The sequence below is a fragment of the Rhodococcus sp. 5G237 genome (assembly GCF_053764735.1).
The window spans coordinates 478,979-498,517 of record NZ_JBSNCD010000004.1 but is presented as its reverse complement, the minus strand read 5'-3'; the positions used below and the strand labels follow the sequence as shown (position 1 = coordinate 498,517).

The 19,539-nt window shown below is 66.3% G+C and carries 17 protein-coding genes; 8 read left to right on the top strand and 9 right to left on the bottom strand.

The window, feature by feature from the left end; translation table 11 throughout:
* Window positions 1-3: 3 nt before the first annotated feature.
* The 4 genes from ACWPOC_RS11795 to ACWPOC_RS11780 all read right to left on the bottom strand — a co-directional run bounded on the left by ACWPOC_RS11795 (window position 4) and on the right by ACWPOC_RS11780 (window position 3,808).
* The gene (locus tag ACWPOC_RS11795) at window positions 4-762 is read right to left on the bottom strand and encodes an iron ABC transporter ATP-binding protein (protein WP_455408671.1); all 759 of its coding nucleotides are present in this window, start codon (window positions 760-762) and stop codon (window positions 4-6) included.
* The gene (locus ACWPOC_RS11790) at window positions 759-1,769 is read right to left on the bottom strand and encodes an iron chelate uptake ABC transporter family permease subunit (RefSeq protein ID WP_225623664.1); all 1,011 of its coding nucleotides are present in this window, start codon (window positions 1,767-1,769) and stop codon (window positions 759-761) included. Before ACWPOC_RS11790 ends, ACWPOC_RS11795 begins: the two co-directional genes overlap by 4 nt.
* On the bottom strand, window positions 1,756-2,724 hold the full coding sequence (locus ACWPOC_RS11785; RefSeq protein WP_159417350.1) for an ABC transporter permease: 969 nt from the start codon (window positions 2,722-2,724) through the stop codon (window positions 1,756-1,758). The genes ACWPOC_RS11790 and ACWPOC_RS11785 overlap by 14 nt, the downstream gene beginning before the upstream one ends.
* Window positions 2,725-2,824: 100 nt before the next feature.
* Window positions 2,825-3,808 (bottom strand): ABC transporter substrate-binding protein, encoded by a 984-nt coding sequence (locus ACWPOC_RS11780; protein WP_159417351.1) that lies wholly within the window; start codon window positions 3,806-3,808, stop codon window positions 2,825-2,827.
* Window positions 3,809-3,999: 191 nt separating this feature from the next.
* Here ACWPOC_RS11780 and ACWPOC_RS11775 point away from each other — a divergent pair, with 191 nt between their 5' ends.
* Complete coding sequence (locus ACWPOC_RS11775) at window positions 4,000-4,878, top strand: amidohydrolase family protein (protein ID WP_159417352.1); 879 nt, start codon at window positions 4,000-4,002, stop codon at window positions 4,876-4,878.
* A gap of 16 nt (window positions 4,879-4,894) precedes the next feature.
* On the opposite strand, the gene ACWPOC_RS11770 is transcribed toward ACWPOC_RS11775, so the two are convergent.
* Window positions 4,895-6,559 carry a class I adenylate-forming enzyme family protein gene (locus tag ACWPOC_RS11770; RefSeq protein WP_026061188.1) on the bottom strand — a complete coding sequence of 555 codons (1,665 nt, stop codon included), beginning with the start codon at window positions 6,557-6,559 and terminating at the stop codon, window positions 4,895-4,897.
* A gap of 277 nt (window positions 6,560-6,836) precedes the next feature.
* On the opposite strand from ACWPOC_RS11770, the gene ACWPOC_RS11765 reads away from it, so the two are divergent.
* From ACWPOC_RS11765 to ACWPOC_RS11745, 5 genes are all read left to right on the top strand, one after another.
* Entirely contained in the window at window positions 6,837-8,234 is a 1,398-nt protein-coding gene (locus ACWPOC_RS11765; RefSeq protein WP_174247105.1) for an ABC transporter substrate-binding protein, read from the top strand.
* Window positions 8,235-8,299: 65 nt separating this feature from the next.
* A complete protein-coding gene (locus tag ACWPOC_RS11760) occupies window positions 8,300-10,570 on the top strand; it encodes an ABC transporter permease (protein ID WP_455408670.1) in 2,271 nt (756 codons plus the stop codon).
* Entirely contained in the window at window positions 10,563-11,306 is a 744-nt protein-coding gene (locus ACWPOC_RS11755) for an ABC transporter ATP-binding protein (protein WP_016694190.1), read from the top strand. Before ACWPOC_RS11760 ends, ACWPOC_RS11755 begins: the two co-directional genes overlap by 8 nt.
* Window positions 11,303-12,007, top strand: coding sequence for an ABC transporter ATP-binding protein (locus ACWPOC_RS11750; RefSeq protein ID WP_016694189.1), 705 nt, complete (start codon window positions 11,303-11,305; stop codon window positions 12,005-12,007). The genes ACWPOC_RS11755 and ACWPOC_RS11750 overlap by 4 nt, the downstream gene beginning before the upstream one ends.
* Window positions 12,004-12,369, top strand: coding sequence for a hypothetical protein (locus ACWPOC_RS11745; protein WP_016694188.1), 366 nt, complete (start codon window positions 12,004-12,006; stop codon window positions 12,367-12,369). The genes ACWPOC_RS11750 and ACWPOC_RS11745 overlap by 4 nt, the downstream gene beginning before the upstream one ends.
* Before the next feature lie 75 nt (window positions 12,370-12,444).
* Here ACWPOC_RS11745 and ACWPOC_RS11740 read toward each other — a convergent pair whose 3' ends face one another.
* A complete protein-coding gene (locus ACWPOC_RS11740; protein ID WP_016694187.1) occupies window positions 12,445-13,755 on the bottom strand; it encodes a bifunctional o-acetylhomoserine/o-acetylserine sulfhydrylase in 1,311 nt (436 codons plus the stop codon).
* Window positions 13,756-14,132: 377 nt separating this feature from the next.
* Between ACWPOC_RS11740 and ACWPOC_RS11735 the strand changes: the two genes are divergently transcribed.
* Window positions 14,133-14,972 (top strand): IclR family transcriptional regulator, encoded by an 840-nt coding sequence (locus ACWPOC_RS11735; protein WP_026061566.1) that lies wholly within the window; start codon window positions 14,133-14,135, stop codon window positions 14,970-14,972.
* A 106-nt stretch (window positions 14,973-15,078) separates the two neighbouring features.
* Here ACWPOC_RS11735 and ACWPOC_RS11730 read toward each other — a convergent pair whose 3' ends face one another.
* On the bottom strand, window positions 15,079-16,011 hold the full coding sequence (locus tag ACWPOC_RS11730; RefSeq protein ID WP_120280576.1) for an AurF N-oxygenase family protein: 933 nt from the start codon (window positions 16,009-16,011) through the stop codon (window positions 15,079-15,081).
* 118 nt (window positions 16,012-16,129) lie between these two features.
* The gene (locus ACWPOC_RS11725) at window positions 16,130-17,608 is read right to left on the bottom strand and encodes an MFS transporter (RefSeq protein WP_160874689.1); all 1,479 of its coding nucleotides are present in this window, start codon (window positions 17,606-17,608) and stop codon (window positions 16,130-16,132) included.
* Between the two features lie 150 nt (window positions 17,609-17,758).
* On the opposite strand from ACWPOC_RS11725, the gene ACWPOC_RS11720 reads away from it, so the two are divergent.
* The gene (locus ACWPOC_RS11720; protein WP_455408669.1) at window positions 17,759-18,433 is read left to right on the top strand and encodes a TetR/AcrR family transcriptional regulator; all 675 of its coding nucleotides are present in this window, start codon (window positions 17,759-17,761) and stop codon (window positions 18,431-18,433) included.
* Here the strand turns inward: ACWPOC_RS11720 and ACWPOC_RS11715 are convergent.
* Entirely contained in the window at window positions 18,430-19,530 is a 1,101-nt protein-coding gene (locus ACWPOC_RS11715) for an adenylate/guanylate cyclase domain-containing protein (RefSeq protein WP_120280575.1), read from the bottom strand. The genes ACWPOC_RS11720 and ACWPOC_RS11715 overlap by 4 nt on opposite strands.
* Window positions 19,531-19,539 lie beyond the last annotated feature (9 nt).

Below are 19,539 nucleotides of genomic sequence, written 5' to 3'. Positions count from 1 at the left end.
CGCTCAGCGCGCGTAGACCGCGGTGGGTTGCCCGTTGATCGCGTGGACGGTCACAGGGGTATCGAACACGTCGGTGAGGATCGCGTCCCGCATGATCTCGTCGGACGTTCCGCTGGTGACGATCAGGCCGTCGCGCAACGCGATGATGTGATCGGAGTACGCGGCGGCGATGTTCACGTCGTGGATGACGAGCACGATCGTCTTGCCCAGTTCGTCCGCCGCCCGCCGCAGCTGACGCATCATCAGCACGGCGTGCTTCATGTCGAGGTTGTTGAGCGGCTCGTCGAGCAGCACGTACTTGGTGTCCTGTGCCAGCACCATCGCCACGAAGGTGCGCTGCCGCTGGCCGCCGGAGAGCTGGTCGAGGAAGCGGTCTGCGAGGTCGGTGAGGTTGAGGAATTCCATCGCCTCGTCGACGTGCCGCACGTCTTCCGCGGTGAGTCTGCCCTGGCAGTGCGGGAATCGACCGAAGCCGACCAGTTCGCGGACCGTCAGGCGTGCGGTGATGTGGTTCTCCTGCCGCAGGATCGACAGGTGCTTGGCCAGTTCCTGTGTCTTCGTGGACCGAACGTCGAGTCCGCCGACGGTGACGGTGCCGCTGGTGGGTTGCAGCAGTCGGCCGATGATCGTCATGAGCGTCGACTTGCCGGCACCGTTCGGTCCGATCAGGGAGGTGATGCCGCCCTCGCGGATCGTGCCGGAGACGGGTCCGAGGACCCGCTTGTCCTGGTACGACATCGAGACGTCGTGGAACTCGATCACAGCGTTCCCTTTCTCAGGAGCATGAACAGGAACAGGATGCCGCCGACGAACTCGATGATCACCGTCAGGAATCCGCCCGCGTAGAAGATGTGCTGCATGAAGAACTGGCCGAAGGCGAGGGTGATGACGCCGAGCAGGAACGCCATGGGCATGACGTACTGGTGCTTGTACGAACCGGCGATCTGGTAGGCGAGGGTGGCGACGAGGAAGCCGAAGAAGGTCATGGGCCCGGCCAATGCGGTCGCGAACGCCACGAGCAACGCGATGAGGACGAGCATCAGCGTCAACTCGCGCTTGTAGGCGACACCGATGTTGGTCGCGGTGTCGCGGCCGAGCAGCAGCGCATCGAGACGGTGGCGACGGCGCCACAGGATCACCCCGACGACGATGCAGATGCCGAATGCGAGGGGCAGATAGTCGCCGGGTACTGACGACAGGCGGCCCATCAGCTCGACCGAGAGCATGTCGTATTCGGTGGGGGAGAGTACTCGCTGGATGAACGTCGAGAGACTGTCGAACGCCATTCCGAGCACGACGCCGACGAGCAGCATCAGGAACAGGCTGCCGAAACGACCGGAGAACAACCAGCGGTAGAGCAGGGTCGCCAGCGCCACCATGAGCGCGGTCTGGAGGACGAGCTTCGGGATGCCTTCGGATGTCGCGATCGCGGTGGCTCCGAAGAAGAAGACCGTCAGCGTCTGCATCAGCGTGTACAGGGAATCGAACCCGATGATGGACGGCGTGAGGATGCGGTTGTCGGTGACCGTGTGGAACACGACGGTCCCCATGCCGTGCGCGAACGCCGCGACCAGCATGGCTCCCAGGACGGTGAGCCGGCGCGGGAAGGTGAAGTCGAACGAGCCGCGGATGAACAGGAACAGATAGCAGGCGACCGCTACGGCGGCGATCACGGCGACGATGGCCAGACGCACTCCCGGCGACAGGCGACGGCGCTCACCCTTGCCGGCCGGGACGGCCCGGGCGCGTACGGAATCAAGCACTGACATGACGACGCTGCCTCAGAACGAGAGTGATGAAGACGACCGCGCCGACGACGCCGAGGACGACGGACGCGGGAATCTCCATGGGGGCGACGATCGTGCGGCCGACGAGGTCGCACGCGAGAAGTAGTCCGGCGCCGATGACGGCGACCCAGGGCAGGTTCTTGTGCATGTCGTCGCCGAGCATCATCGACACGAGATTCGGGACGATCAGGCCGAGGAACGGGATGAAGCCCACCACCACGGTGGTGACGCCGGTGGCGATCGCGACGAGCATGACGCCGAGGAAGACGACCTGCTCGTACTTCAACCCCACGTTGGTGGCGAGGTCCTTACCGAGACCGGCGATGGTGAACCGGTCGGCGAGGAGATAGGCGAGGACGGCGACGGCGAGCACCGCCCACAGCGGTTCGTAGAAGCCGCGCACCACACTGCTGAAGCCACCCGAACGCCACGCCGACATCGACTGCAGCAGGTCGAAGTTGCCGGCGAGGAAAGTGGTGATCGAGCCGACCACGGCACCGAGCATGATGCCGACGAGCGGCACGATGATCGATGACTTCAGCGCGATCCGGCGCAGGACGACGATGAAGACCATCGTTCCCGCGAACGCGAAGATCACCGAGATCACCATCTTGACCATCGGCGACGCGTCGGGAACGACGATCAATGTGGCCAGCAGGCCGAGACCGGCCCACTGTGCGGTGCCTGCGGTGGTCGGTTCGACGAACTTGTTCTGGGTGATCAATTGCATGATCACGCCCGAGATGCTCATCGCGACGGCCGCGAAGATCAGGGCGAGGGTTCGCGGCACGCGGGAGATGAAGAACATCTCGCGGGCCGCAGGGTCGTGGATCAGCGACTCGAGGGTGATGTCGTAGCCGCCGACCATCAGGGACGCCACGGTCAGTGCCAGAACGACCACCGAGATCACCGGCAGCAGCACTTTGTTCTTCGTCATGGGGGCTCGGATCCGGAGAAGGTGCGCTCACACACGCAGCCTGCCCCGGCCCGTGATCCGGGTCGGGGCAGGCTGCTGTGGAGCGTCGAACAACAGGGACTTACTGTGCCGACTGGTTCGCAGCTTCGAACGCGTCGGCGATCTGCTGGAACGCTTCGGTGTAGGACTCGATGCCCTCACGCTTGTAGAAGTCACCGTCCAGGTAGATGATCTGGTCCTTCGTGGCGAAGGTGGTGTTGGCGAACGCCTCCTGCGCGTCGATCACCGCGGCGGCCGGCTGCGGGGCTTCCTCGCCCGGCACGGCGGTGGCGGAGTCGCGGTCCAGGACGATCATCCAGTCGGGGTTCGCCTGCGCGATGGTCTCGGGAGCGAGACCGGAATCGCCGTGGACATCACCGGCGTCGCCGGCGAAGACGTCCTTCAGGTTCGCGCCCTCGAGGAGGCGGCCGATACGGCCTGCACCGTTGTCGATCTTGCCGCCCGCGACGACCGCGAGAAAGACGCTCTCACCGTTCGTGGCGTCCTGGGCAGCCTCGGTTGCAGCCTCGAGCTCGGCAACGATCGCCTCGGCCTCGGCTTCCTTCTCGAAGATCTGCCCGAGCGCGAGGGTCTGATCCTTCAGTCCCTGGATGTAGCCGCCCTCGGAATCGTCCAGCGCGGAGACGTCGACGACCGGCGCGATCTTCGACAGTTCTCCGGTGAACTCGGTGAAGCGCGAACCGCCGATGATCAGATCCGGCTCGGCCTCGCTGACCAGTTCGAGCTTCGGCTCGCGGTGCGTGCCGACATCGAGGATGGAGTCGTCCTCACGCCACTCCTCGAAGCCCGTGTTGGGGAGGAGGGTCTTCGGCAGGGCGACGGGCGTGATGCCCCAATCGCGCAGCATCTCGAACGACTTGTTGTCGAGGGCCACCACACGCTCGGGGTCCGCCGGAACTTCCATCTCACCGTTGTTGGTCTCGATGGTGACGGTCGCGCCGTTCTCGGCGTCGGCGCTGTCGGTACCGCTGTCACCGCAGGCGGTCAGGACGAGCGCCCCGGCGAGGGCCGGTGCGAGGAGCAGGCGCTTGAGATTCAGTTTCACGGGTGACTCCGAGGAAGGGTCGGACGGCGTGCTGACATGTGCCAAGACGCTCGCGGATCGGTAATTCAAGTTTCATATAGTATTGGTAAGGCAAACCTTTGTCCTGCTGGGGGTATGTGACAACGATCTCCCGGAGCGAATATCAACTACTCACGTCACCCCTGCCGAGGGTCGCCGGATAGGGTCGCGGCATGAACGAAGTCGAGTCGGTCGCACGGTTCCGGAGCACCCACGGCCTCGATCACCTGATCGACGTCCACACGCACTTCATGCCTCGCAGCGTCATGGACAAGGTCTGGGCGTACTTCGACTCCGCGGGTCCGCTCGTCGGCCGGCCGTGGCCGATCACCTACCGGCACGACGAGGAGGAACGCGTCGCGCGCCTCCGCGACTTCGGGGTGCACCGGTTCACCGCCATGCTGTACCCGCACAAGCCGGAGATGGCGGCGTGGCTCAACTCGTGGGCGGCCGACTTCGCGGCCCGGACCCCCGACTGCCTCCACACCGCCACCTTCTACCCGGAGGCCGACGCGAAGGAGTACGTCGCGTCGGCGATCGAGGCGGGCGCGCGCGTGTTCAAATCCCACATCCAGGTCGGCGACTACTCGCCGCTCGACCCGCTCCTCGACGACGTGTGGGGCCTGCTCGAGGACTCGGGCGTGCCCATCGTCGTGCACTGCGGATCGGGCCCGGCGCCCGGCACGTACACCGGTCCCGCCCCGATGCGGGAGCTCATGCGCCGGTACCCGCAGCTGACGGTGATCGTCGCGCACATGGGTCTGCCCGAGTACCGCGAGTTCCTCGACCTCGCGGAGCACTACGAGCGGGTGCATCTCGACACGACGATGGCGTTCACCGATTTCGTCGAGGAGGACACACCCTTCCCGAAGGATCAGTTGCCGCGCCTCGACACGCTGCGCCGGAAGATCCTGCTCGGCACGGATTTTCCGAACATCCCGTACGGCTATCTCCACCAGCTCGAGGTGCTCGAACGCGTCGCGCCCGACAGCGAGTGGATCCGCGCGGTGTGCCGCGACAACGCCGCCTCGCTGTTCGGGCTCGGCGAGTGACCGGTGTGCTCGCCGATCAGGCGGTGATCGAGCGTCGGATGATCTTGCCGGTCGCGTTGCGGGGGAGCAGATCCTGCGTGATCCGCCAGACGGTGGGGACCTTGTAGTAGGCCAGTCGCTCGGCGCAGAAGGCTCGCAACTCGTCCTCGGTGATCGTGCTGCCGGGTCGCAGCACGACGACGGCGGCGACCTCCTGTCCCAGATCCTCGTGGTCCACGCCGATCACGGCGCTCTCGACGACGTCGGGGTGCTCGTCGAGGCGCTGTTCGATCTCCGTGGGATAGACGTTCTCGCCACCGCGCAGGATGAGATCGGACCGCCGGCCCGTGAGCCGCAGGCGTCCGTTCTCGATCGTGCCGTAGTCGCCGGTACGCAACCATCCCTCCGGGGTGATGGCCGCGTCCGTTGCGGCCGGATCCTCCCAGTAGCCGAGCATTACGTAGGGACTGCGGACGCAGATCTCGCCCTCGGTGCCGTCGGGCACCCGTTCGCCGAACGGATCGCGGATCTCCATGCTCACCGTGATGATGGGGGAGCCGAGGGTTCCGGGGAAAGCCTCGATTTCCGGGGCCGTCGCCATGGCGATCGCGGTGCTGCACTCGGTCAGACCGTAGCTGTCCACCAGAGCCTGTCGCGCGAAGGGGAACTTCGCCTGCAGGCGTTGCTTGAACGCGGGGGAGGACGGAGCAGAAGCCAGCGCGAACGCAGTGAGCGAGCCGAGGTCGTACCTGTCGGTGTTCTCGTGCTCGAGCATGCGCGAAGCCATCGTCGGCACCGCACCCCAGTTGGTCACCCTCTCGCGCTCGATGAGCGTGAAGACCTTGTCGACGTCGAACCCGCCTTCCGTCATGACAGCGGCGCTTCCCGTTGCGAGTCGCGGCACCGCAAGGTTGTGCAGGCTCGCGATGTGGAACAACGGTGAGGTCAGGAGGTACCGGTTGTCGCTGGGCACCGAGTCGTCATAGGGGCGCTGCTGCATCGCGGCAACCAGCGCGTCGGAGTATCGGTGATAGTCGACGACGGCGAGCACGTTGCGGTGGGAGTGCAGTGCCCCCTTGGGACGCCCACTGGTACCGCTCGTGAACAGGATGACCGCGGGATCGTCCTCCTCCACGTCGGCCGACGGCAGTTCGGCGCCGGACGCGGCGGCCACGATCCGAGGCACGTCCTGCTCGGTGGTGAGCAGATCGAACCCGGAGACCTCTGCTCTCGCCAGCAACTCGGCGCGCTTGGCGTCGGCGACGATCACCTTGGGCCGAACCAAGTTCACGCCGTAGGCAATTTCGGGCGGCGTCCACCAGGAGTTCAGGCCCACTGCGATTGCGCCCAGACACTGAGCGGCCCAGAAGGTGATGATCCATTCGGGGGAATTGGCCGCGAGAAGCGCGACGCGGTCGCCCTTCTTCACGCCGTGCTCGTCGCGCAGGACGGTCGCCAGGGCGGCCACGGCATCGGCGTGCGCACTGAACGAGAGGCGACGATCGGCAGTCACGAGGTAGTCGCGGTCGCCCCATTTCCGGGACGCGGCGACGAGGTCGCCGATGCGGCGGTCGCGGTTGCGCATGACCTGCATCCGGTTGCCACGCACGTCCTCTTCGACGATTTCGAATCGGCCACCGGGGCCGGTGAGCTGGGAAACGACCTGCTGCAACATCTGCTGCAGATCTGCTTGTGCTGTCAAGGATTCGCCTTTCTCGGTCCCGCACGGTTTCGTCGCGCAGCAGGGCGTACACAGGGGGATCGAAGAACTGTTTCGGGTGACCTGGTGCATCGAATCCTAGGCGCTGTGTCCACTGTCACAGATTTGTCCCGGTGAGTGAGAGTGGCCCAGGTCTCACTCTGCGGGGTGGCTACCTTCGCGACACCCGGCCTACCGTCCGGCGCCCCGGAATTGCGCTTCGGCCCAGACCGAGACCAAGGAGTCCATCGTCGTGAAACTCAGTGCTGCCTCGAAATCGATGGCGGGTCTGTTCGCCGTCGTAGTGGCGACGTCCGCTTGTGCGTCGGACCGTGGCGCCGACCCGTCGGCGGGCGCCCTCGCTCCGGCGGCAGCCGCCGCAGCTGCGGCGGCTCCCACGGCCGAGGAATCGTTCGGAACCCTCGCATCTCCGTGCGGGCCGGGTGATGCGGCAGGAAGCACCGACCAGGGGGTCTCGGATACCGAGATCCGCATCGGATACGGCGACGACCGGGGCTACTCGAAGAGTCCCGGACTCAACAAGGAGATCGGTGACGCCGTCTCCGCGATGATCGACTGGTGCAACGCCCAGGGTGGCATCAACGGCCGCACCATCGTCGGTACCCACTACGACGCTGCGATGACGCAGGCCAACGCCGTGATGCAGAACGCGTGTGCGAGCGAGTTCATGATGGTCGGTCACGGCTTCGCCATGGACCAGACCTCCGAGCAGACCCGGGTCGCGTGCAATCTCGCCGCTGTCCCCGCCTTCACCGTGTCCCCCGACGCGGCCAACGGCCCGATGACCTACCAGGGCGTCCCGTTCCCGGTCGACTACGCGAACGGCTCCCAGTGGTTCCAGATCGCCGAGATGTACCCGGACCTGGTCGGCGAGTTCGACGTCATCGACAGCACGATGCCCACGATCATCTCGGCGAGCACCAAGATCCGGTCCATTGCCGAGGCCGCCGGCTTCACCCTGAAGAACTGCGGTGTCACGCTCAACTACGAGGGCGAGTCGAGCTACGCGCCCTTCGCCGAGAAGTTCAAGCAGTGCGGCGTCAAGGGCCTGTGGACTTCTCGCTCTCCGGTGCCGGCCGAATTCAACTTCGTGAAGGCACTCGACCAGGCCGGCATCGACCCGATCCTGCTCGGTGAGGCCACGTGGTACGGCAACGCCGCCCAGGCATGGAACGGGGAAAGTGGTCTGCTCGACAACCTCCACGCCGGCATGACCTTCCAGATGATCGAAAACGCCGATGCCGTACCGGCCGTGAAGAAGTACGTCGAGCTCGTCACCGAGCAGGGCGGCAAGACCGCGCTGCTCGGCATGCAGGCCACCTCTTCGTTCCTACTGTGGGCGACCGCTGCGGACGCCTGCGGATCGGACCTGTCCCGTCAGTGCGTCATCGATGAACTGTCCCGAATCAACGAGTGGGACGGAGGCGGACTGCACGCCGTCACAGATCCCGGGAACAACATGCCGGCGACCTGCGGGCTCGTCGTGAAGCTCACCGGCGCCGAATACACCCAGGCGTTTCCCGCGCAGGCCGGCACCTTCGAGTGCGACGACCGTTACCGCGTCGCAACCGATCCGAGCACGTGGGGCACCGAACTCGGACCCGACCGCATCGCGACGAAATACCTGAACCCGAACATCATCAGACCGACCGTCTGATCCGAGGGCCCGGTGCCGGCGAGGCGTGACACGCACTCGCCGGCACCCCGACCAGAGGTACTCGTATGGACACCTTTCTGACCTTCACGATCGTGGGGTTGGTGCTCGGATCGGTTTACGCGATCGCTGCATCGGGCCTCGTTCTCACCTACAACACGTCCGGCATCTTCAACTTCGCGCACGGTGCACAGGCGATGCTCGGTGCGTTCGCCTACTGGCAACTGCGCTACGGCTGGGGGCTGCCCACACCCGTCGCGTTGCTTCTCGTCCTCGGCGTCCTCGGCCCGATGACGGGCCTGCTGCTCTACGTCGTGATCATGCGCGGGATGCGTGACACCGCCGAGGTCACCAAGATCGTCGTCACCGTGTCGATCCTGCTCGGCATGGTCTCGGTGTCGCACTGGTTCTGGCATCCCGAGACCGCGCGCACCATGACGATGTTCTTCGGCGACCAGGCGAGAATCGACCTCTTCGGCGTCACCATCCGCTACCACGAATTGATCTGTCTCGCCGCCGCAGTGCTCATCGCCGTGGGATTGCGAATCATGTTCGTGCGCACCCGCGTCGGAGTGGCGATGCGAGGTGTGGTCGACGACCCCGATCTGCTGCGCTTGAACGGGCACGACCCCGACCGGCTCGCCGCGCTGTCCTGGATGATGGGTTCGACCCTCGCGGTGCTGGCAGGTGTCCTCGTGACACCGATCAACGGTGGCACCCTCGAAGCGAACATGCTGACCCTGCTCGTCATCGACGCGTTCGCGGCGGCGATGTTCGGCCGGCTGCGCAGCATTCCGCGTACCTTCGCCGGTGCCCTGTTCCTCGGCCTGGCAGCCACATACGTGCTCGCCTACTTCCCGACCGCGTGGACGTGGACGTCGAATCTGCGGGTGTCCCTGCCGATGATCGCACTGTTCGTGGTTCTCGTCGTACTACCGCAGGATCGGTTGCGCGGTGCCGTCACCCGTACCCGGGAGCGCTACCACGTGCCGTCGGTGCGCAAGGCGATCGCCTGGGCGGTCGCGCTCGTCGTCATCGTCTATGCCATCCGCCTGCTCATGGTGACGTCGGCGGTCACGACCCTCACGATCGGCATGACCTTCGCGATCATCGCGTTGTCGCTGACCCTGCTGACCGGATACGCGGGCGAGATGAACCTCGCGCCGGTATCTTTCGGTGCCATCGCGACGATCGTGGCGTTCCACTTCGGTATCTCCGGGAGCGGACTGGCCGCCCACCTGAACCTGTGGGGAGTGGCGCTCGGTGTCGCCGTCACGGCCGTGATCGGTGGACTCATCGCGCTACCGGCCCTGCGGTTGCGCGGCCTCTATCTGGCCCTGGCCACGATGGCGTTCGGTGTGTTCCTGTCGAACATGGTGCTGCGCGACACCACCCAGCACGAACTGTTCGGTATCAGATTCTCGCTGTTCACCGACGGCAACATCGCGATCCCGCCGTTGAAGATCGGGCCGCTGGACCTGCGGAACGAGACGACCTTCCTCATGACGGTGACGGTGATCTTCGCTGTTCTCGGCGTGGGCATCATCGCCCTGCGCAACAGCGGCTACGGGCGCCGGCTCGCCGCGATGAAGGACAGTCCCGCAGCGGCGTCGATGCTCGGCCAGAGCCTGGTGCGGCTCAAGCTCGGGGTCTTCACCCTGTCGGCGGGCATCGCCGGCCTGGGCGGGCTGTTCATGTCGAGTGCGATGGGCTCGGTGTCGAACGAGAGCTTCTCGATCATGGTGAGCCTGTCGCTGCTGATGCTCACCGTCGTGGCCGGTATCGGTTACGTCTCCGGTGCGCTGTTCGGTGGTCTGATGTCGGGTATCGGCTTCGCCGTCATCATGGTTTCGTTCTCCGACCTCGCTGCGGGACAACCGGAACTGGCCGGAATGTGGACCTTCCTCGGTCACGTCGCCGCAGTGAGCCCCGCGCTCATCGGTATCGGCGTCGCGGCCAACCCGAGCGGGACCGTCCACCAGATGGTGGAGGGCTACCGTCACCTGAAGAACGCGAAGCCCGTGCTGGTCGGGGGAGCCGCGGTGGTCCTCGTGTCGTACCTGCTCGCGCTCGTCGGCGTGCTCGACAACTGGTGGTTCGCATCGATCACCATCGCGACGGTGTTCATGCTCCCGGTCATGGGGCAGTGGCTGATGCCCGAGGCGGTGCTCGGCGCGGAGGAAGCACAACGTCGCGCGCCGCTGGTTCCCGAGCGGGTCGGAATCGACGAACCCTACAACGAGCAGGCACGGGACGAGATCGACCGTGAACTCGGAATCGACGAACTTCTGGCCGCACGTGCCGCCGGATCGGAGAAGGAACTGATTCCTCATGGCTGAGGCACCCATTCTGGAAACACGCGGAATCACAGTCCGATTCGGCGGACACGTCGCGGTCAAGGACGTGAGTCTCGGAATCGAACCGGGAACGGTGACGGGCCTGATCGGACCCAACGGGGCCGGGAAGACGACCCTGTTCAACACGATCACCGGCCTGCAACGGCCGACGGCAGGCAAAGTCTTCCTCGATGGTCGTGACATCACGTCGCTACCGCCCTACAAGCGGGCCCGCATGGGTATGGCGCGCACGTTCCAGCGTCTCGAGTTGTTCGTGTCGCTGTCCGTGCGCGACAACCTCCGAGTGGCCGGGGACATCCACAATGCCAACGGACGCAACAAGATCGATGTGGACGAGGAAGTCGACCGGCTCCTCGAGCTGACCGGTCTGGCCGATATCGCGAGCACCGACGTCTCGGACGTACCCACCGGACGTGCCCGCGTCGTGGAGGTCGCCCGCGCGTTGATGACGTCTCCGCGCGTGCTGCTGCTCGACGAGCCCGCGTCCGGGCAGACCGAGCAGGAGACCGAGGCCTTCGCCACGCTGCTCGGTGACCTGGCGAAGGACGGCCTCGCGATATGCCTTGTCGAGCACGACATCCCGCTGGTGATGAAGATCTGTTCGCGGATCCACGTGCTCGACTACGGAGCGGTGCTGGCAAGTGGTGTTCCGGACGAGATCAAGAACGATCCGGCAGTGATCAACGCCTACATCGGCACCGAGGAGGAAGCGGTATGAGCGTCGAACCGTTGCTCGAACTGTCGGGTGTCCGGGCCGGATACGGCGCGATCGAGGTGCTGCACAGCGTGGACCTCGTACTCGAACCGGGCGCGGTGGTCGCCCTGCTCGGGCCCAACGGCGGAGGTAAGACGACGACCCTGCGCGTGTGCTCGGGGATCCATCCGGTCTCGTCGGGTGAGTTCCGGCTGGCCGGCCGGGTCGTCAACGGAGTGTCCGCAGCAGAACTCGCACGTCTGGGGGTGTGCTCGATTCCCGAGGGGCGCGGCATCTTCCCCAATCTCACCGTCCGCGAGAACCTGTGGATCGGAACCGGCACCGGTGTTCCTCTCGCCGACCTCGAAGAGGTGGCATACACGCGATTCCCCGTTCTCGGTGAGCGTCGATCGCAGCTGGCCGGTTCGATGTCCGGCGGCGAACAGCAGATGCTTGCGCTGTCGCGGGCGCTCGGTACCCATCCCACGGTGCTGTTGCTCGACGAACTGTCGATGGGCCTGGCACCGCGCATCGTCTCCCAGATCTACGAGATCGTCGGCGAACTCGCCGCCGAGGGCGTGTCGATTCTCGTAGCCGAACAGTTCGCGCGAGCGGTGCTCCCGATCGCCACCAGTGCCGCGCTGATGTTGCAGGGCCGGGTGGTGCGCACCGGCGATCCGGCGGAGATCGAAGAAGAACTTTCCACCACCTATCTAGGAGGATGACCATGACCGCACTCGCCGACGAGCGACGTGAACAGTTCAAGAAGGACGTTGCAGCGCTGGGTCTCGACGTCCCCCGTCCGGATTCGGGAGGAAAGGCCCGCATCGTCGGCCTGGCCCTGATGGTGATCGGCGCCGTCGCGGTCTTCGTCGTCTACATTGCGTCGCTGACCCTCTCCGATACCCGTGACCTGCTGTCCTACCAGTTGCTCGCTCTCGGCTTCGTGGCTGTCACTCTGATCGGTGTGGCGGTCTATCTCGCCGCCGCGATCACTCGTGTCCTACGTCTGTGGCTGGTCAGACAGTTGCTCGAGAGCAGCACGCAGACCGAGCGGATCGCGCAGGCGCTCGCACGCAACGACTGATCACAGATACGCCGAACGCGACGACGGCCCATCCCGAAAGGGGATGGGCCGTCGCGTCTTTCGAATCCTCAGGGGTCAGCTGCCCGCAGCCTCGAGGCCGGTGGTGATGTCGGCGAGGATGTCGTCGATGTTCTCGATGCCCACGGCGAGTCGCACGAGACCCGGGGTGACGCCCGCGGCGATCTGCTCCTCGCCGGTGAGCTGCGAGTGGGTCGTCGACGCGGGGTGGATGACCAGCGAACGGACGTCGCCGATGTTCGCGACGTGGCTGTGCAGGGTCAGCGCGTTGACGAAGCGCTTGCCGGCGTCGATGCCGCCGGAGAGCTCGAACACCACGATCGCACCGGCGCCGCGTGGGGTGAGCTGCTGGGCGCGGTCGTACCACGGCGAGGACTTCAGGCCGGCGTAGGCGACGGAGGTGACCTCCGGGCGTCCCTCGAGGAACTCGGCGACCTTCTGTGCGTTCTCCACGTGCCGCTCGATGCGCAGGCTCAGAGTCTCGAGACCCTGCGAGATGAGGAAGGCGTTGAACGGGGAGACAGCTGCGCCCATGTCGCGCAGCAGCTGCACGCGTGCCTTGAGTGCGTAGGCCGGAGCTCCGAGGTCGGCGAAGACGACACCGTGGTAGCTCGGGTCGGGGGTCGTGAAACCGGCGTGGCGGCCCTGCGTCCAGTCGAACGTGCCGCCGTCGACGATGACACCGGCGATGGCCGTGCCGTGGCCGCCGAGGTACTTGGTGGCCGAGTGCACGACGATGTCGGCACCGTGCTCGAGCGGGCGGAGCAGGTAGGGGGTGGCGACCGTGTTGTCGACGATCAGCGGCAGCCCGTTCTCGTGGGCGACACCCGAGATGCCGGGCAGGTCGAGGATGTGGTTCTTCGGGTTGGCGATCGTCTCGCCGAAGAACGCGCGGGTGTTGTCGCGGACGGCCTCGCGCCACTGGTCGAGATTGTCGGGATCCTGGACGAAGGTGACCTCGATGCCGAGCTTGGGCAGTGTGTAGTGGAACAGGTTGTACGTGCCGCCGTAGAGATACGGGCTCGACACGATGTGGTCGCCGGCCTGCGCCAGGTTGAGGATCGCGAAGGTCTCGGCGGCCTGTCCGGACGCGAGCAGGAGGGCGGCGACGCCACCTTCGAGGGCGGCGATGCGCTGCTCGACCGCGTCCTGCGTCGGGTTCATGATGCGGGTGTAGATGTTGCCCGGCTCGGCGAGACCGAACAGCGCCGCGGCGTGATCGGTGCTGTCGAAGGTGTAGCTGGTGGTCTGGTAGATGGGCAGTGCCCGGGCCTTCGTGTCGCCGCCGGCGGGCTGGCCCACGTGGATCTGCTTGGTCTCGAAGCTCCAGTTCGCGCTGGGATCGGTTGCTTCAGGGGTGTCGCTCATGGCTCTGCTCCGGATTCGGGATGTGTTCTGATCGTCGACGTGCTGACCTTCGGACCCCCACACGACATCACCGTACGACGGTGTGGAGGGGGACAGGAACGGGTGCGGCGGTCAGCGGGCCCGGCACCCGCGGATACACGAAATGTGGGCACGACGGTGCGGCGACCGGCTCGCGCGCTCGTACGTCTTGCTCACGGTCCCGACAATAACCTGTCCGCACGATTCCGACCAGACTCATAGGAATTCACTCTCGTCGGGAAACTGACTCCCGAGTACCTACAGTCTGTGTGTACCCCTTCCGGTGTGACCGCTGTTACTGCTAACGTTCTGGAACAGATTCCAGTTTCATGAGGCGCGCAGGGTCGTGGCCAGGACTTATGGAGGTGCAGTTGACCGCCGTCGACTCCGCGCTCGAGCCCGTAGGAACCTCGTCGAAGCGAGAACTTCCACCATCGATGGTCGATCGGATGACCCTCATCCTCGAGGCCTTCGACAGCCGCGGCGCCCTCACTCTCGAAGAGGTCACCTGTCGCTCCGGGCTGCCCCGTTCGACCGTGCACCGCATCCTCGACCACCTCGTGCGTCGCGACTGGATCGAGCACGCATCCTTCGGTTACTGCCTCGGCCCGCGTGCCCTCGGCCTCGGTGGCAGCGACACCGGCCACCGCCGTATCCGCGAGGCTGCAGCGCCGCATCTCCACGACCTGGCGATGCAGACCGGCGCCGTCGTCCACCTGACAGTCCTCGAGGGCAACGAGGTGCTCTACCTCGACAAGGTCGGTGGGCAGCTCGCGTCGAGCGTGCCGTCGCGGGTAGGTGGGCGGTTCCCCGCCTACGCCACCGCGGCCGGCAAGTCCATCCTCGCGTGGCTCGAACCCGAACGCATCGACGCGCTGTACGGCAAGGCGCTCGTGCCGTGCACGGAGCGCACCATCCGCGATCACGTCGCACTGCACCAGGAACTCAACCGCATCCGCAAGCGTCGTGGCGTCGCATTCGAACGTGAGGAGGCCGCGCGGGGCATCGGATGCGTGGGTGTCGCGCTCCGCGGCGTCGACGGCCCGGTTGCCGCCCTGTCGCTGGCAGCAGACGCCCGTTCGACCCGCCTGGAGTGGGTGGCGCCGATCGTCGCCGATACCGCTCGGAAGATCACGCGCACGCTGTTCCCGGAGCAGGAGCGCGACGACAGCCTGCAGGCCACCGAGAAGGTGGGCTGACGCCCTTCGGTTTTCGCCACGAACGGCTGTGCGCAGTTCTCGTTCGGATCCCTTCGGGGAGATCGACGAGAACTGCGCACAGTTCGTTATGGGCCCGTAGGCCGTGTCAGAGCAGGTGGACCTTCTTGTAGAGGATCTTCGAGGGTCCGCCGATGAGGCCGACGTTGTCGAGGAAGGTCATCAGCTTCGCGCCGGACTTGCGCACGCGATCGTGATAGTGCTTGTTGCCCTTCGCCTCTCGCAGAGCGCGCTCGCGGTCGAGGCCTGCATTGGCGTAGACGTCGGGATGGATCATGCTCTTGACGACGAAGAAGACCACGAGCGCGGTGTTGAAGCGCTCTATCGCCAGTCGTGCGCGGCTCGCACCGGCGAGTCGGCGTGCGACCTCCTCGCGGGCGAAGCGGATGTGGCGCGCCTCCTCGAGGACGTGGATCTTCGACACCGCGCGGGTGACAGGCTGGACCCGCTCGTCGCGCATGAAGTCGCGCTGCATCATGTCGAGGATCTCCTCGGCAGCCATGACCGATGCATAGGCGTTGGCGCCCTTGAAGAAATGGCCCCACAGGCGACCGAGCTGGTGGATGTAGCGGGCCGGACCGTAGCCCGGCATGTTCAGCCGTTCGCCGGCGCGCGCGAACATCACCGAGTGGCGACACTCGTCGGCGACCTCGGTGAGGGCGAACTGGACGTGACGCGAATGCTTGTCGCGGTCGTAGACGTCGCGCAGGAGCATCTGCATGAGCAGGATCTCGAACCACAGGCCGACGCTCGAGACGCTCGCGGCCTCGTGCTTGGTCAACTCGATGCGCTGTTCGTCGGTGAGCTCGTCCCACAGCGCGGTGCCGTAGAGCGTGCTCCATTCGGGGGTCATACCGAACTTGTCGTCGGGGACGGGGGCTTCCCAGTCCACCTCGACGACCGGGTCGTACGACTTGCGTGCGGACGAGGCGAGCAGTCGTCCGGCGGTTTCTTCGCGATCGGACAGTGCGACGCCGGGGATGAAGCCCTTGCTGGTCTCGCGGGTGAGCGATGCGGTCATGTCTCCACCTTTTTAGTGTGACGACTGGTAACTGTTATCCAGGTTAGCGTGATCACGCGCACAGCACAATGCCCGCGACCTGCGTCGCGGGCATCGAGAAAGAAAAGAGAGGGGAGGGCTACGAGCGCCGGGGTGCCCAGAAGGCAGAGATCACCGCGCCGACCAGCAGGATCGCGGCGACCGCCCACGATGCCTGCTGCAAGCCGTCGAGGAAGGCGTTCTGTGCGAGTTCGGCGAGTTGCTCGCCCTGCGGACCCGCCTGCTCGGCGACCTGTATCGCGGCGGCGAGCGAATCCTGTACGGCGGACCGGGCCGGTTCGGGAATCATCGGCGCCACCGGATCGATGCCGTGCCCGTAGGCTGCGGCCAGGACGCTGCCCGTGATCGCGACACCGATCGCCGCACCGATCTCGCGGGTCGCGTCGTTGACCGCCGACGCCACGCCCAACTGGTCCTCAGGGGTGTTGGTGACGATCGCGTGGGTCGCGGGAGCCGTACAGATACCGACGCCGACACCCGCGATGCTCAGCGCGAACGCCACCTCGACGTAGGTGGAGTCGGCGTCGAGCAGGCCCATGAGGATCAGGGCGACGCCGATCAGCGCCAAGCCGGCGCTGAGCAGGATTCGGATGCCCACCCGCGTCAGCAGTGCGGGCACGGCGAGCGACAGGCCCATGACGACGAGGAAGATCGGTGTCAGTGCCAGGGAGGCCCGCAGCGGCGAGTAGCCCAGCACGAGCTGCAGGTACTGCACGATGAGGAAGAACAGACCGAAACCCGCGAGATACTGGAACGACAACCCGGCCGCGCCCACACCGAACGCCCGCTGGCGGAACAACCGCACGTCCAGGAGCGGCGCCTTCGACCGGAGTTCGACAAGGACGAATCCGACTGCCGCCGCGAGGCCCGCGATCATCGATCCGAGCGTCAGCGCGTCCGCCCATCCACGATGCGGACCCTCCATCACCCCGAGGACGAACAGGCCCACGGCGAGGACGACGAGGATGCCGCCCCCGAAGTCGAACGGCAACGGCTGCGTCGAGCGCGACGACGCGATGGTGAAGGAGAGGACGGCCAGCAGAATCGCGATGGCGGCGGAACCTCCGAAGATCACCCGCCACGACGCGTATTCGAGCACCAGTCCCGACAGAATCATGCCGAGCACGGCACCCGATCCGGCCACACCGGCCCAGATGCCGATGACACGTGCCCGATGAGCCTCGGCGAAACCTGCGGTGATCAGCGACAACGTCGACGGCATGACCAACGCCGCGCCGACACCTGCAACTGCGCGCGCCCCGATGATCCACAACGGTGCATCGGCGACCAGTGGCAACAGCGAACCGGCGGCGAAGACGATCAGGCCGACGATCATGACGCCGCGGCGACCGAGCCGATCGCCCAGCGCGCCGGCCGGGAGGAGCAGTGCCGCCAGTGCGAGGGTGTAGCCGTCGACGATCCACGTCAGCTGGGACTGCGTCGCGCCGGTGTCGACCGCGATGTCGGGCAGGGCCGTGTTGAGCGAGGCCATCGCCGCGATGACCACGGCGACGGCCGAGCACGCGACGGCGAGCAGCCGGATCTGGGCTCGCGTCATGCGAGGGGGTGCGGTGGTGGTCGCGGTGCTGTCTGACACGGGAGCCTTCCGGAGGGAGGGGAATGCCGGGACCAGAAACGAGACTGTCGGTATCGTAACTGAACCGCCGGTCTCACACATGCTTCGCTCTCAGCGACTACAACTGGAAGCGTGAGCGTCGAACCCGAAGCAGAACCCCGCCGCGACGTCGAGACCCGGCCCGCCTCACCGCGCGACGAGGATCCGCGCCGCGTGCGTTCGCGCGCCCGACTGCTCGACGCCGCCACCACCCTCCTCGCGACCGGCGGTGCCGACGCGGTGACGATCGATGCGGTCACCGCCTCTGCCGGCGTCGCGCGGGCCACCCTCTACCGGCACTTCGCGAATGGAACCGAGCTGGTCGCCGCGGCCTTCGCGCGGCTCCTCCCACCGGCGCCGCCGGTCCCGGAGGACGGCGATCTCCGCAGCCGCCTCGTCGAACTGCTCGCCGCCCAGGCACGCATCATCGAGGAGGCGCCCATCCCGTTGACGGCGATGTGCTGGATGGGACTCGGCCCGGGCCTCGGCGAACTCGCGAAGGAACCGGGTCGCAGCGAGCGGCCCGAACTGCAGTCGCTGCGCGAGATCCTCGTCGACCGCTACCGGTCGTCGTTCGACCGTGTGCTCGCCACCTCCGAGGCCCGCCGCGAACTCGGCGACTTCGACTACGACCTGGCTCTGGTCCAGTTGCTCGGGCCGATCGTCTTCAACCGCCTCGCGACGCTCGCGCCCATCGACCGGCGCGCGTGCGAGCACATCGTCGACGACTTCATCGCCGCGCGCAGGGCCCGCCGGACGGACCTTTAGAGCCCCATGTCCTCGTCGCCCAGACCGTCCGCGCCCACAGCGGTCTTGTTCTTCTCCTCCCGCGGGCGACGCAGGACGTACAGCCGCGAATGCTGGAAGTCCCGCAGCCGCAGCGTGCGCACGGTCTGGAAGCGGAACTCTTCGCAGTCGGTGAGCGCGTCGGCGAGATTCTCGTCGACGAGGATCGTGCCCGGCCGCGCCGCACCGGTGAGGCGGGCCGCGATGTTGACGACCGAACCGAACAGGTCACCGAAGCGCGGCAACGCCTGACCCCACGCCAGTCCGATCCGCAGGTCCGGATAGTCCTTCTGGGACCCGAACGAATCCTGCAGTTCGAGGGCGATGCGCGCGGCGTCGACCGGACGTTCGGCCGCGAACATCACCTCGTCGCCGACGGTCTTGATCACCCAGCCGTTGTGCCGGGCAATGACGTCGGAGACCTCCGATTCGAAGTAGTCGAGCAGCTCGCTCAGCGCGGCCGCGTCGATCTGCCGGGTCAGCCGGGTGTAGCCGACCATGTCGGCGAAGCCGACGACCAGCTCGTGCAGCTCCCCGGAATCCTGCGGGCGCGCGGCGGCCCGGGCGGTCGTGGCCACCAGGTGCCGACGCCACATGTGGCTCTGCAGGCTCACCGCGAGCTCGGTCGTGCGATCGACGATGTGGTCGACCAGCGCGCGGATCTCCTCTTCCTGCGGGGGAGTCTCCGCTTCCTCGTAGGCGGAGGCCAGTTGCGTGAAGACGTGGGTGTTGAGCAGATTCAGCTGCCATTCGGTCAGCCGTGACATCGACTGCCCGATCGATCGGGCCGCGGGCACCTCGAGGCGTTCGTCGACCGCGCCGCTCGCGATGATGGCGGCCGTCGCGCGCAGGGCCTCGACGTCGCCGTCGGTGAACATCACGACGTCGGGATCGGGATCGACGGTCAGTCCGAGCGCCTGCCACAGCCGTCGCACGCGCGCAGGTGCGAGCCCGCACAACTCCGCCACCTCGTTCAGGGTGTAGCGAAGAGGACCACCGAGCAGCGCGTTCTCCAGCTGTGACTGGATCACGGACAGCACGTCGGTTCCTGATGCGGGTGCCGGATCGGACGGGGTCACGCATCCATC

Bases quoted from the DNA above. Each gene is read 5' to 3' on its own strand.
- ACWPOC_RS11790 (WP_225623664.1), bottom strand. From the start codon at position 1,769: ATGTCAGTGCTTGATTCCGTACGCGCCCGGGCCGTCCCGGCCGGCAAG.
- ACWPOC_RS11785 (WP_159417350.1), bottom strand. From the start codon at position 2,724: ATGACGAAGAACAAAGTGCTGCTGCCGGTGATCTCGGTGGTCGTTCTG.
- ACWPOC_RS11775 (WP_159417352.1), top strand. From the start codon at position 4,000: ATGAACGAAGTCGAGTCGGTCGCACGGTTCCGGAGCACCCACGGCCTC.
- ACWPOC_RS11765 (WP_174247105.1), top strand. From the start codon at position 6,837: ATGGCGGGTCTGTTCGCCGTCGTAGTGGCGACGTCCGCTTGTGCGTCG.
- ACWPOC_RS11760 (WP_455408670.1), top strand. From the start codon at position 8,300: ATGGACACCTTTCTGACCTTCACGATCGTGGGGTTGGTGCTCGGATCG.
- ACWPOC_RS11755 (WP_016694190.1), top strand. From the start codon at position 10,563: ATGGCTGAGGCACCCATTCTGGAAACACGCGGAATCACAGTCCGATTC.
- ACWPOC_RS11750 (WP_016694189.1), top strand. From the start codon at position 11,303: ATGAGCGTCGAACCGTTGCTCGAACTGTCGGGTGTCCGGGCCGGATAC.
- ACWPOC_RS11745 (WP_016694188.1), top strand. From the start codon at position 12,004: ATGACCATGACCGCACTCGCCGACGAGCGACGTGAACAGTTCAAGAAG.
- ACWPOC_RS11740 (WP_016694187.1), bottom strand. From the start codon at position 13,755: ATGAGCGACACCCCTGAAGCAACCGATCCCAGCGCGAACTGGAGCTTC.
- ACWPOC_RS11735 (WP_026061566.1), top strand. From the start codon at position 14,133: ATGGAGGTGCAGTTGACCGCCGTCGACTCCGCGCTCGAGCCCGTAGGA.
- ACWPOC_RS11730 (WP_120280576.1), bottom strand. From the start codon at position 16,011: ATGACCGCATCGCTCACCCGCGAGACCAGCAAGGGCTTCATCCCCGGC.
- ACWPOC_RS11725 (WP_160874689.1), bottom strand. From the start codon at position 17,608: ATGACGCGAGCCCAGATCCGGCTGCTCGCCGTCGCGTGCTCGGCCGTC.